This is a genomic window from Paraburkholderia sp. BCC1884 (assembly GCF_900996225.1).
Classification (GTDB): Bacteria; Pseudomonadota; Gammaproteobacteria; order Burkholderiales; family Burkholderiaceae; genus Paraburkholderia.
The window spans coordinates 614,393-625,512 of the sequence record NZ_CAAJGL010000090.1; the positions used below are offsets into that span (position 1 = coordinate 614,393).

Annotated in this window: 13 protein-coding genes; 10 read left to right on the plus strand and 3 right to left on the minus strand. The window is 64.8% G+C overall.

Annotation, left to right across the window (positions count from 1 at the left end; all coding sequences use genetic code 11):
- Positions 1-15: 15 nt before the first annotated feature.
- From FQ705_RS21615 to rfaE2, 3 genes are all read left to right on the plus strand, one after another.
- Positions 16-807, plus strand: a complete 792-nt coding sequence (locus FQ705_RS21615; protein ID WP_144144074.1) for a PhaM family polyhydroxyalkanoate granule multifunctional regulatory protein — start codon at positions 16-18, stop codon at positions 805-807.
- Between the two features lie 586 nt (positions 808-1,393).
- Positions 1,394-2,266, plus strand: a complete 873-nt coding sequence (locus FQ705_RS34170; RefSeq protein WP_186307935.1) for a ferritin-like domain-containing protein — start codon at positions 1,394-1,396, stop codon at positions 2,264-2,266.
- Between the two features lie 148 nt (positions 2,267-2,414).
- Complete coding sequence (gene rfaE2, locus FQ705_RS21625) at positions 2,415-2,897, plus strand: D-glycero-beta-D-manno-heptose 1-phosphate adenylyltransferase (protein WP_144144075.1); 483 nt, start codon at positions 2,415-2,417, stop codon at positions 2,895-2,897.
- Positions 2,898-2,906: 9 nt separating this feature from the next.
- On the opposite strand, the gene FQ705_RS21630 is transcribed toward rfaE2, so the two are convergent.
- The 3 genes from FQ705_RS21630 to FQ705_RS21640 all read right to left on the minus strand — a co-directional run bounded on the left by FQ705_RS21630 (position 2,907) and on the right by FQ705_RS21640 (position 5,022).
- Positions 2,907-3,143, minus strand: a complete 237-nt coding sequence (locus FQ705_RS21630) for a hypothetical protein (RefSeq protein WP_144144076.1) — start codon at positions 3,141-3,143, stop codon at positions 2,907-2,909.
- 65 nt (positions 3,144-3,208) lie between these two features.
- Positions 3,209-4,120: a type III pantothenate kinase gene (locus FQ705_RS21635; protein ID WP_144144077.1), complete on the minus strand. Its 912-nt coding sequence runs from the start codon at positions 4,118-4,120 to the stop codon at positions 3,209-3,211.
- Positions 4,117-5,022 carry a biotin--[acetyl-CoA-carboxylase] ligase gene (locus FQ705_RS21640; protein WP_144144078.1) on the minus strand — a complete coding sequence of 302 codons (906 nt, stop codon included), beginning with the start codon at positions 5,020-5,022 and terminating at the stop codon, positions 4,117-4,119. The genes FQ705_RS21635 and FQ705_RS21640 overlap by 4 nt, the downstream gene beginning before the upstream one ends.
- Positions 5,023-5,128: 106 nt before the next feature.
- Between FQ705_RS21640 and FQ705_RS21645 the strand changes: the two genes are divergently transcribed.
- The 7 genes from FQ705_RS21645 (at position 5,129) to FQ705_RS21675 (ending at position 11,104) form a co-directional block, all read left to right on the plus strand.
- A complete protein-coding gene (locus FQ705_RS21645) occupies positions 5,129-6,262 on the plus strand; it encodes an MlaE family ABC transporter permease (protein WP_144144079.1) in 1,134 nt (377 codons plus the stop codon).
- Positions 6,259-7,137, plus strand: a complete 879-nt coding sequence (locus FQ705_RS21650; RefSeq protein ID WP_144144080.1) for an ABC transporter ATP-binding protein — start codon at positions 6,259-6,261, stop codon at positions 7,135-7,137. The genes FQ705_RS21645 and FQ705_RS21650 overlap by 4 nt, the downstream gene beginning before the upstream one ends.
- Positions 7,138-7,153: 16 nt before the next feature.
- On the plus strand, positions 7,154-8,116 hold the full coding sequence (locus tag FQ705_RS21655) for an MlaD family protein (RefSeq protein ID WP_144144081.1): 963 nt from the start codon (positions 7,154-7,156) through the stop codon (positions 8,114-8,116).
- A gap of 30 nt (positions 8,117-8,146) precedes the next feature.
- Complete coding sequence (locus FQ705_RS21660) at positions 8,147-8,773, plus strand: ABC-type transport auxiliary lipoprotein family protein (RefSeq protein WP_144144082.1); 627 nt, start codon at positions 8,147-8,149, stop codon at positions 8,771-8,773.
- A 31-nt stretch (positions 8,774-8,804) separates the two neighbouring features.
- On the plus strand, positions 8,805-9,962 hold the full coding sequence (locus FQ705_RS21665) for a VanZ family protein (protein WP_144144083.1): 1,158 nt from the start codon (positions 8,805-8,807) through the stop codon (positions 9,960-9,962).
- 165 nt (positions 9,963-10,127) lie between these two features.
- A complete protein-coding gene (locus FQ705_RS21670; RefSeq protein ID WP_144144084.1) occupies positions 10,128-10,451 on the plus strand; it encodes a (2Fe-2S) ferredoxin domain-containing protein in 324 nt (107 codons plus the stop codon).
- Between the two features lie 8 nt (positions 10,452-10,459).
- Positions 10,460-11,104 carry an alpha/beta hydrolase gene (locus tag FQ705_RS21675; protein ID WP_144144085.1) on the plus strand — a complete coding sequence of 215 codons (645 nt, stop codon included), beginning with the start codon at positions 10,460-10,462 and terminating at the stop codon, positions 11,102-11,104.
- Positions 11,105-11,120: the final 16 nt, after the last annotated feature.

Genomic DNA, 11,120 nt, shown 5'->3' on the forward strand with positions numbered 1-11,120 from the left:
AGCGAGGCGACAAGCATGACCGATAAGACTGACTCCACGCCGCCCTTTCCCGGCTTTCCTGGTTTTCCGCCCGCTGAAATGCTGGAGCGCATGTGGGGCATGATGCGGCTGTCGCCGTTCGGCTCCGCGTTCTCCGGTGCCCAGCCGGGCGCCGGACTCACGCCCTCGCTGTCGATGATGTCCGACATGATGGCGCCGCTCACCAACGTCGAGGAACTCGACAAGCGCATCACCGACATGCGCGCGGTCGAGCAGTGGCTCAAGCTGAATCTGAGCATGTTGCAATCGGCGATTCAGGCGCTCGAGGTGCAGCGCGCCACGCTCGCCACGCTGCGTGCATTCGGCGCGTTCGCACAATCGTCGATGGCGCAGCCGGCGGCTGCTGCGGCGCCGAGTCCGGCGCCTGCAACGGGCTGGCCGCATCCCGAGGCGCCGGCGTCCGAGTCGTCCGAGTCGTCCGAGTCGTCGACGAGCGACGAGGATGACGCCACGGCCACGCCGCCGTTCGACGCATCGGCCTGGTGGAATCTGCTGCAATCGCAGTTCAACCAGATCGCACAATTTGCCATGACGCAACCCTCGGTCGCCACGGCGGCAGCCGGTGGCGGCACGGCGCGGGAGATGCAGGCGGCGGCGGAAGGGGCGGCCTCGGCCGGGGTGCCCGCAGGTGAGGAAACGCCGTCGGCCGCGACATCGAAGGAATCGGAAAGCGAAGCATCGACCAGGCGGCCGGCAGCGAAGCGGACTTCGACGTCCGCTTCCGCCAAGCGCGCCGCTGCGCCGCGCACGACGAAAAAGTCGATTTGACGCTGGGAACGAATCGTGGGGGCTCAAGCCGCGCCGCCGTATTTCCGGCGCGGTGACGACGCCAGCGGTCGACCTCGGGAGGCAGCGGGAAATCGGCGCCTGTCACGGTTTTGACCTCGGTCGTCCGCCAGACTGCCGAGGCGCCGGCTTCATTGAGCGGGGTCAATCAGGCACTGTTATTGCGTCTTGTCCCGTGCGGGAACCGTAAAGTCAGCGTGCTATCATTGTGTAAGGTTCACTTGGTTTTGGGCGTGCGCTGAAAACAACCAATCCAGCCGCCCTTGCATCATTTACCGCCGGTATTCCGGCGTAGGGCTGGCAGGTGCGGTTTTCATCGCAAACTGGCTCGACCTCAGGCACAGGGTATCCCTCACCCACGGTTGGCCGCGCAGCGCGTAACTTATGGTTAGCTGCGCCTCGCGCACGCGCCTCGACTTCTTTGCTGTCTGATGCATCTAGGCAGCTGATTACCGCGTAAAATTGAATGCTTGGCCGACAAACGGGAGCACTTCGTTTCGTCGTGAACAAAAGTGCTACACGTAGCAGTGACAGACACACACAGTATGCGCAGAACAGGGGTGGGACTATGAACACCATGCTTTATCCGGAACTTTATAAATCGCTCGAATCCGTTCGATGGGACATGGAGAAAGACATTCCCTGGGACAAGTTCGATGCATCGCTCCTGACCGACGAGCAGGCCGCAACGATCAAGATGAATGCGATCACCGAATGGTCGGCGTTGCCCGCCACGGAAATGTTTCTGCGTGACAACCATCACGACAGCGATTTTTCCGCATTCATGAGCGTGTGGTTCTTCGAAGAACAGAAGCACTCGCTGGTGCTGATGGAATATCTGCGCCGTTTCAAGCCGGAAATGTGCCCGACCGAAGAAGAGCTGCACGCCGTGCGCTTCGAGTTCGATCCGGCGCCGCCGCTCGAAACGCTGATGCTGCACTTCTGCGGCGAAATCCGTCTGAATCACTGGTACCGCCGCGCGGCCGAATGGCACACTGAGCCGGTCATCAAACAGATCTACGAAACCATCTCTCGCGACGAAGCGCGTCATGGCGGCGCATACCTGCGCTACATGAAGAAAGCGATGGTGCAGACCGGCGACATCGCACGTGCTGCTTTTGCAAAGATCGGCGTGCTGATGGCATCGGCTCGCCGCACGGAAAAACCGCTGCATCCCACGAATCTGCACGTGAATCAGGCACTGTTCCCGCGCGACACGATTCAATCGCGTCTGCCGGATCCGGAATGGCTCGAACGCTGGCTCGACGAACAGATTCGTTTCGACGACGGCTGGGAAAAGAAGGTCGTCGAGCGGATTCTGCACAACCTGTCGCTGCTGTTCGAGCGCACGTTCAATACCGCGCAGGAATTGAACCGCTATCGCAAGGAAGTGGTGCAGCGTTTGCAGGCTGAGCAGAAGTCGGCGGAACAGCCGGCTTGATCGTCTCGAGCGTGTAAGCCGTTTTCACGGTTTCAGCAAACGGCCCGGCAAGCATGAGCTTGCCGGGCCGTTTTGCATCATGCCGGGTACCGTGTATCGTGACGGCACTTCTCCGTTTCAACACACACTTCCTCTCTCGTACTTCTCCATGGCTGCTACTTTCGAACGCAAGATTTTGACGCGCGACGCACTGGCGAATTTGCGTCCTTCGCTCACGGCGCCGGTGGTGTTCACCAATGGCGTGTTCGATATCCTGCATCGCGGGCACGTCACGTATCTCGCGGATGCCAAAGCGCTGGGCGCGTGCCTGATCGTCGGTGTGAATAGCGACGCGTCGGTGCGCATGCTGGGCAAGGGCGACGACCGGCCCATCAACAACGAGGCCGATCGCATGGCGCTGCTGGCCGCGCTGGAGAGCGTCGATTACGTGGTTTGCTTCGGCGAGAAAACGCCTGTCGATCTGATTTCGGCGCTGCGCCCGGACGTGCTCGTCAAGGGCGGCGACTACGATATGGACGTGTTGCCGGAGTCGGCGATCGTGCGCAGTTGGGGCGGCAAGGCGCTGGCGATTCCCTTCGAACACGACCGCTCGACCACGGCGCTGTTGAAGAAAGTACGCACCCAAAGCTGACCGCGCGCTTTACTGCAACGCCGACGCCGCGATCGGTACCGACGGCGTTGGCGCGCCCACCACCGCCTGGTCGGCGGCTTCGGAGGCGGTAACCGGTTGCACTTTCAACCATTCCGGATGGATTTGCCGGTTCAGATGGTTGGGCTCGCGTCCGCCTGCGGTAGGCGTCGGGCCGAAGACGCCGCGCACCGCGACGAATGCCAGCAGGTTGGCAAAAAACAGTATGGCGATCAGCCAGCGCAGCATTGTTAGTTTTCCCCGTCCAGAAGAAGTTGAGCCGCCGTTATCTCGCGGGCCACGAGCTTCGCGATTCAGGTGCCGCGTTGCGCCGTCTGCTCGGCGGCGATCAGCGCAAGGCCCGACAGCACCAGCGAATCGTGGCGAGTATGCGGTACTTTCAGCGCGCTCGCCACTTCGTCCACGGCGCCGCCGCTGACCACGAGCCGCACCGGCACCTGCCATTCGTCCTGCAAGTCCTGCCACATCCGCTCGATCAAACCGGCCTGCGCCAATGTGCAACCGGCGGATAGCGAGCGCGGCGTGTCGGTCGCGAAGAACGGGCCGCGGCGGAGTGTCCGGCCGGTGTCGCCGGTATCGAGCAGGTCGCGGGCGACGCGGGCGTCGAGTGTCGGCAATTGTGCCGTGTGCTCGCCTAGCGAGCGCATCATCAAGGTCCAGCCCGGCGCAATCAGTCCGCCGACAAAACCACCGTCCGCCCGCAAGGCTTCGAGCGTGGTCGCCGTGCCGAACGTCGCGATCAGCAGATGGTCGCCGGGAAATGCCGCATGCGCGCCGATCATGCCGGCCCAGCGGTCGCTGCCGAGTGCGTGCGCCGTGGTATAGCCGTTGGTCACGCCGCATTGCTGAGCGGTGGCGCGGATCGTCGTGAGCGGCAGTTGCGGCCAGTGCGCGTCGAGCAATGCTTTGATGCGCGCCGCGACTTCTTCACCCGCGACATTCGATAACCACGCGCCGCCGGGCGTCGGCAAACTCGACCAGTCCGGCTCTGCGCCGCTACCGCCGTCGCTGCGATCATTGTTGCTACCGCTACCGCTACCGCTACCGCTACCGCTACCGCTACCGCTACCGCTACCGCTACCGCTACCGCTACCGCTGTGCGCCAACGCGCCGCTCGCCATTGGCGAACCGTCCGTCTGCACCAGCGCCCACTTGATGCGGCTATTGCCCGCGTCGATCAACAGATGAGGCGCGCCGCCCGTCATGCAGCACCATCCGCGAGGCGCAGCGAGACGTCGCCGGTGGCGACGGTCTGGCGGCCCGACGCGGTATCGAGCAACAGCTGGCCGCGGTCATCGACGCCCGCTGCGATGCCGCGCGCCAGTTCCTCGCCTTGTTCGAGCAGCACGACTTCGCGACCCGCGTACGCATGCACGGCATTCCAGCGCGCCTGGAACGGCGCGAAACCCTCGACGCCGAAGCGTTGCAGAGCGGGTTCGAGCGCGTTCAGTTCGGCGGCCAGCGTGTCGGTGAGATTGGCGTTGGGCAGCGCGCGCTGCAGCGCGGTCGGCATCGTGCCGCGCGCTTGCGGCGGGGCGCTGGCGTTCAACGCGCCGACTTTGGCGGCGAGTTCGTCGGCGCCCTTCACATTGGTGCCGATGCCGATCACCACGGCGCTGGCGTCGTCGGTGCTCCAGGCGGTTTCGATCAGGATGCCGGCCAGCTTGTCGCCTTCGAGCAGCACGTCGTTCGGCCACTTCAACGCGATCTGGCCGGGGCCGGCGACCGGCAGCGAGCGCAGCCCGTCGACCAGTGCGACGCCCACGGCAAGGCTCAAACCCGCCAGCCCCTCGAGCGGACGGGGCAGCACGCAGGCCACCGAGAACAGCAGCGCATTACCCGGCTCCGCGTACCACGGACGCCCACGGCGCCCGCGGCCGGCGGTCTGCAGATACGCGACCCGCACGATCGGCCGCGGCAGTGCGCCGGCTTTGCGCGGCAGCGCCTTCACGCGGGCCATCAGGTCGGCATTGGTCGAGCCGGTTTCCTCGACGATTTCGATCGGCCAGTCATGGGCCTGCGGGCCGAACAGGGCAACGGCGCGCTCGCGGTCGATGCGCCAATCCGCCGCCGAGGCGGTCTGAGGGGAGGTCTTGGAAGCGTTCATATCGCATATTGTAGCGACAGCGCATCCGCTGGGGCGGTCGGCAAGGTCCATCCGCCGCGCCTTCGCTACAATGGCCCTTAATCCGATAACCAGATTCCAGCGATCCTTGAACTACGACACTCCGCCCGGCCTTGAAGTCGCGGCAGGCAGCCAAGGCAAGATCGTCCGGCTCTCGGGCCAGTGGACGGCGCTCGCACTCGCGCGCGACCGCGCCACCGGCCATGTGATCCCGCAGCTGCGCGCGCTGATCGGCGCCACGGGCATCCGCCAGTGGGACCTGTCGCGCATCGACCGGATGGATCACGTCGGCGGCCAGGCGCTGTGGCGCGTCTGGGGCCACAAGATGCCGCCGGACACCTCGCTGACCGACACGCAGCGCGACATTTTCGAACGCATCGCCCTGCTCGACACCGTGCGCGACAACGCCGAACCGGTGCCCAAGCTCGATCCGTTCACGCGCCTGGGTCTCTCGATCTTTTCGTTTTTCGAGCACCTGTACGGCGGCGTGGGCATGCTCGGGCGCGTCGTGCTCGATCTTCTGTCGATCTTGCGCAAGCCGAAGCTCATGCCGTGGACCGAGATCTCCGCGAACGTGTATAACGCCGGCGCGAAGGCGTTGCCTATCACCGCGCTGGTCGCGTTCCTGATCGGTATCGTGCTGAGTTATCTGTCGGCGCAGCAACTGCGGTTGTTCGGCGCGAACCAGTTCATCGTCAACATTCTGGGTCTCTCGGTGATCCGCGAACTCGGGCCGGTGCTTTCGGCGATTCTGGTGGCGGGCCGCTCCGGTTCGGCGATCACCGCGCAGATCGGCGTGATGCGCGTGACCGAAGAACTCGACGCGATGCGCGTGATGGGCATCTCGCACGGTCTGCGCCTGATTTTGCCGCGGGTGATCGCGCTCGGCGTCGCCATGCCGCTGCTGGTGATGTGGACCAACATCATCGCGCTCACGGGCGGTGCGCTCGCCGCCAAGATCGTGCTCGGCATCGACATGAGCTATTTCGCGCGAGCTTTGCCGGGCGTGGTGCCGGTGGCCAATCTGTGGATCGGGATCGGCAAGGGCGTGGCGTTCGGCATGCTGATCGCGATCGTCGGCTGTCACTTCGGTTTCCGTATCAAGGCCAATTCGCAAAGTCTCGGCGAAGGCACGACGACCTCGGTGGTGACTTCGATCACCATCGTGATTCTCGCGGACGCGGTGTTCGCGATCCTCTTCCAGAACGTGGGGCTCGGATGATCGCACCGCTTAGCCAGACCGTGCGCGGCCAGCCGGCGCCGTCGATCGCCGAACCGGTGATCGAAGTGACCGATATCACCAAGCGCTACGGCCGCAACATCGTGCACCAGCACCTGAATCTGGAGGTGCGGCGCGGCGAGATCATGTCGATCGTGGGCGGCTCGGGCTCGGGCAAGACCACCCTGGTGCGGCAGATTCTCGGGCTGGAGCGGCCTTCGTCCGGCACCATCAAGCTGTTCGGCGAAGACCTCGCGACCATTCCGCCGGACGCGGCGCTGCTGATGCGCAGCCGCTCCGGCATGCTGTTTCAGCGCGGCGCGCTATTCTCTTCGCTGTCGGTGTTCGACAACATCGCGCAGCCGGTGCGCGAGCTGGGCAAAGTGCCTGAAGACCTGCTGCGCGACATCGTGATGCTCAAGCTCGAGATGGTCGGGTTGCCGTGCAGGAATGCCTCGTTGATGCCGTCGGCGCTGTCGGGCGGCATGGTCAAACGGGTCGGCATCGCCCGCGCGATCGCGCTCGAACCCGAGCTGCTGTTTCTCGACGAACCGACTGCCGGCCTCGATCCGCAGGCGTCCGATGAATTCGTCGAACTGATTTCCGCGCTGCATCGCGCGCTCGGTTTGACGGTGGTGATGATCACCCACGATCTCGACACCATGATCGCGCTCTCCACCCGCGTCGCCGTGCTGGCGGATCGCAAGGTGCTGGTGGCCGCGCCGGTCGAAGAGGCCGCGGGTTTCGACCATCCTTTCGTCCGCGAATATTTCCTCGGCCTGCGCGGGCGCCGCGCGTTGCAGGCGTTGCCGCCCGAGCGCCGCGCGAAGCTGCCGCGTGCCGCGCTCGAACCGGCGTCGTCCGAATTGCCGCTGTGAACCAGGGAACCTGACAATGGAAAATAAATCACATGCCTTCTGGGCAGGGCTCTTTACGATAGTCTTGCTGGTGGCAATCGCGGTGGCGGCCTTTTTGTTCAATGTCGACCGATCCGTGCGAGTGCCGTACGATCTGATTGCGCGCACCAACGTGACCGGCCTCTATACCGACGCGGCGGTGCGCTATCGCGGCCTCGACGTCGGCAAGGTGCAGTCGATCAAGTTCGACCGGGACCATCCGGGTCAGATCCTGATCCGCATTCTGGTCGACACGCATGCGCCGATTACCCACTCGACCTTTGGTAGTCTCGGGTTCCAGGGCGTGACGGGCATTGCCTTCATCCAGCTGGACGACAATGGGCGCGATACCTCGCCGTTGCCCTCGTCGGTCAAGGATGTGGCCCAATTGCCGATGCGACCCGGTTTGCTCGACCAGTTGCAGCAACGCGGCGACGTGCTGCTGCGCAAACTCGAAAAGGTCACGGACGACGTCAATAATCTGCTGTCGCCGGAAATGATCGCCCAGGTGCAGAGCACCGCGGCGAGCCTGCAGAAAGCTGCCGACGGCATCGCTACGCTGAGCCAGCAGATGGGGCCGGTCGCCGGCAAGCTGCCCGGCACGATCGACCAGCTGGACCGCACGCTGGCGTCGACCAACCAGTTGATCACCGGGCTGAACCGGCCGGACGGCCCGTTCGAGACCAATCTGAACAAGGTCGGCACGGCTGCCCAGCAGGCGGGAGATGCGCTGACGTCGATGAACGGCTCGCTGCAGGAATTGTCCTCGCGCGTCGGTTACGACACGCTGCCGCGCGTCAATTCGCTTGCCGAAGACGTGCGCTCCGCAGCGCGTTCGGTTGACCGTGCCGCCGATATGTTCAGCACCAGCCCGCGCAGCGTGTTGTTCGGCGCGCCGGCTGCGGCGCCGGGTCCCGGCGAAGCCGGTTTTACGTGGCCGGCTGCCCGCACCACCAAATAATTTTGCAGATTTGAAGAAAGGAAGATTGTCATGTCACGCTCGCCCCACCGATTGTTGTCCACCAGCGCCACGCTAGCAGTGCTGCTCGCGTTCGGCGTGCTGACTGCGGGCTGCGCGGGCAACCCGGCCGCGATCTCGGACATCCGTTACGACTTCGGACCGCCGAATCCGGCTGCATCGGCGGGTACGGCGCCGCCGGTCAAGGTGCTCGAAGTGAGCGCCCCGGACGTGCTCGAGACCGACAAGCTGATCTACCGCATCAGCTACGCGGACGCGCAGCAGACCGCCGCTTACGCCAACAGCCACTGGACCATGGCGCCGTCGCAATTGCTGACGCAGCGTCTGCGCGGCGCGCTCAGTTCGCGCGGCACGGTGCTCACGGGCGCCGACGGCGTGGCCGCCCCCGTCCTGAAAGTCGATCTGAGCGAGTTCGAGCAGGTTTTCGACAGCCAGTCGGAAAGTCATGCCGCGGTGACCGCGCGCGCCACGCTCACGCAGAGCGGCAAGGTGGTCGGCCAGCGCACGTTCATCGCGCGTGCGCCCTCCAGTTCGGCGGATGCCGCCGGCGGCGCGCAGGCGCTCGCCGCCGCCAGCGACGACCTGGTCTCGCAGATCGGCGCGTGGCTCGGCGTACAGGCGCTGGTCGCTGCGCAATGACCGGCGCGCCGCTCACGCAAAGGAGCGCTGCGTGAGCGAAAGACCCTGGCTGCGCCGTCCGTCGGCGCTCGCCCGGCAGGCGCTGCTGCTATACACGGCGCTGATCGTCTACGGTTCGTGGTATCCGTTTTCGGGCTGGCGTTCGCTTGGCCTCGCGCCGTTCGCCTATCTGTTCGATCCCATGCCGCAGTACCTGACGGCGTTCGACGTCGTCACCAACGTGCTCGGCTACATGCCGTTCGGTGCGCTGGTGGTGCTCGCCGTCTATCCGCGCTGGCGTGGCACGCTGGCGGTCGCTTTGGCCTTTTTGCTTGGCGGACTGCTGTCGGGCGTGATGGAAGCGGTGCAAACCTATCTGCCCACGCGGGTCGCTTCCAATCTCGATCTGGCGGCCAATGCGCTCGGCGCGTTGCTTGGCGCGGCGATCATGTCGCCTGCCACCGGCGCGCTGCTCGATCGCGGCTTGCTAAGGCGCTGGCGGCTGCTGTGGTTCGAGCGAGGCAGGGCGGCGCTCGTCTGTCTGGTCGGGTTGTGGCCGGTCGCGACGATGTATCCGGCGCCGCGCCTGTTCGGCCTCGGCAACTGGCCTCGCGCGCTATGGCTGCGTTTCGATTCGACGACGCAGGATGCCTTGCTTGCATGGACGCCGTCCGCCTGGCACGTAAGCGCATGGCCTGCGCTGCTCGCTCCACGCTTGCCGGACGAAGTGTGGGAGGCGCTGATCACCATGCTCAATCTGTGCGCCGCGCTCATGCTGGCGTCGCTGCCGGTGCGGCGTCATGCGCCGCGCGTGCGGTTGCTGCTGCTGTTTGTCGTCTCGACCTTGTGCGTCAAAGTGGGCGCAACATTTTTGCAGTCGCAGTCGGGCCTCGCCTTCGACTGGGCAACACCGGGCGCGCTCGCGGGGCTCGTCTGCGGCACGCTCCTGGCGCTTCTCACCCTGCGTGCGCGCCGCAAATGGCGTGCAGCACTGGCGGCGTGTGCGCTGACGGCTTCGCTCGTACTCGTCAACCTGCTGCCGGTGAACCCGTATTTCGATGCGGTACTGGCCGACTGGCGACAAGGACGCTACCTGCACTTCAACGGTCTTGCGCATTGGCTCGCGTGGATCTGGCCGTATGCGGCGCTCGTGTGGCTGGCCTATACCGTCGAGCAGGCGTGGTTGAGGCGACGGATGAAACACGGATGAAACGCGCGTGAGAGCCGGGATGAAATCGCGCTCGCTGTCTCAGCGCGCTGCTGCGCCGCGCTCCAGCGACCGCTAGCCTCGCTCGCTATAATCGTTCGCACGACAGGCGCGCCGCTGTGCTCAGAGCGCCACTCCCCATTCTCATCGTCTCGCTCCCTAGACATCATGGACTCCTTCTACAAGTATCACGTGTTCTTCTGCCTCAACCAGCGCGACCCTGGCGCTGAGCGCCCGAGCTGTGCGAACTGCAACGCGCAGGAGATGCAGGAGCACGCCAAGAAGCGCGTGAAGAAACTCGGTCTCGCCGGTCCCGGCCAGGTGCGCATCAACAAGGCGGGTTGTCTCGACCGGTGCGAGCTCGGCCCGGCGCTGGTCGTCTATCCCGAAGGCGTCTGGTACACGTATGTCGACGAAAGCGACATCGACGAGATCGTCGATTCACACCTCGCGAACGGCAAGATCGTCGAGCGTCTGAAGATCGATCAATAAGCCTCGCTATGAACGTACACACGAAAAAATATCTGATCGACGGCCCCGTCGGCAAAATCGAAGTCGCGCTGGATCTGCCCGACGAGATGCGCGACAACGGCGCGGCACCACGCGGCATCGCGCTGGTCGCGCATCCGCATCCGCTGTTCGGCGGCACGATGGACAACAAGGTCGCGCAGACGCTCGCACGCACGCTCGTGCAGTTGAACTACGTGACGTATCGCGCGAATTTTCGCGGCGTCGGCGAAACGCAAGGCGAGCATGACGCCGGTATCGGCGAGCGCGACGATCTGCGCGCCGTGCTCGATCACATGCGCGCCGAGCCGGCTCAAGGCGATCTGCCCCTCGTGCTCGCGGGCTTTTCGTTCGGTACCTTCGTGTTGTCGCACGTGGCCGCGAAGCTGCGCGAGGAAGGGCAGGCGATCGAGCGCATGGTATTCGTCGGTACGGCGGCGAGCCGTTGGGAAGTCGCGCCCGTGCCGGAAAACACGCTCGTGATTCACGGCGAGACCGACGACACCGTTCCCATTCAATCGGTTTACGACTGGGCGCGGCCGCAAGAATTGCCGGTCGTGGTGATTCCGGGGGCGGAACATTTTCTGCATCGCAAGCTGCATGTGCTGAAGCGGATCATCGTCGACGCGTGGCGGTGATTGGCGCGTCATATGC

What these genes read in the sequence shown, in the direction of transcription:
- FQ705_RS21615 (WP_144144074.1), top strand. Translation starts at nt 16, where the DNA reads ATGACCGATAAGACTGACTCCACGCCGCCCTTTCCCGGCTTTCCTGGT.
- FQ705_RS34170 (WP_186307935.1), top strand. Translation starts at nt 1,394, where the DNA reads ATGAACACCATGCTTTATCCGGAACTTTATAAATCGCTCGAATCCGTT.
- rfaE2 (WP_144144075.1), top strand. Translation starts at nt 2,415, where the DNA reads ATGGCTGCTACTTTCGAACGCAAGATTTTGACGCGCGACGCACTGGCG.
- FQ705_RS21630 (WP_144144076.1), bottom strand. Translation starts at nt 3,143, where the DNA reads ATGCTGCGCTGGCTGATCGCCATACTGTTTTTTGCCAACCTGCTGGCA.
- FQ705_RS21635 (WP_144144077.1), bottom strand. Translation starts at nt 4,120, where the DNA reads ATGACGGGCGGCGCGCCTCATCTGTTGATCGACGCGGGCAATAGCCGC.
- FQ705_RS21640 (WP_144144078.1), bottom strand. Translation starts at nt 5,022, where the DNA reads ATGAACGCTTCCAAGACCTCCCCTCAGACCGCCTCGGCGGCGGATTGG.
- FQ705_RS21650 (WP_144144080.1), top strand. Translation starts at nt 6,259, where the DNA reads ATGATCGCACCGCTTAGCCAGACCGTGCGCGGCCAGCCGGCGCCGTCG.
- FQ705_RS21655 (WP_144144081.1), top strand. Translation starts at nt 7,154, where the DNA reads ATGGAAAATAAATCACATGCCTTCTGGGCAGGGCTCTTTACGATAGTC.
- FQ705_RS21660 (WP_144144082.1), top strand. Translation starts at nt 8,147, where the DNA reads ATGTCACGCTCGCCCCACCGATTGTTGTCCACCAGCGCCACGCTAGCA.
- FQ705_RS21670 (WP_144144084.1), top strand. Translation starts at nt 10,128, where the DNA reads ATGGACTCCTTCTACAAGTATCACGTGTTCTTCTGCCTCAACCAGCGC.
- FQ705_RS21675 (WP_144144085.1), top strand. Translation starts at nt 10,460, where the DNA reads ATGAACGTACACACGAAAAAATATCTGATCGACGGCCCCGTCGGCAAA.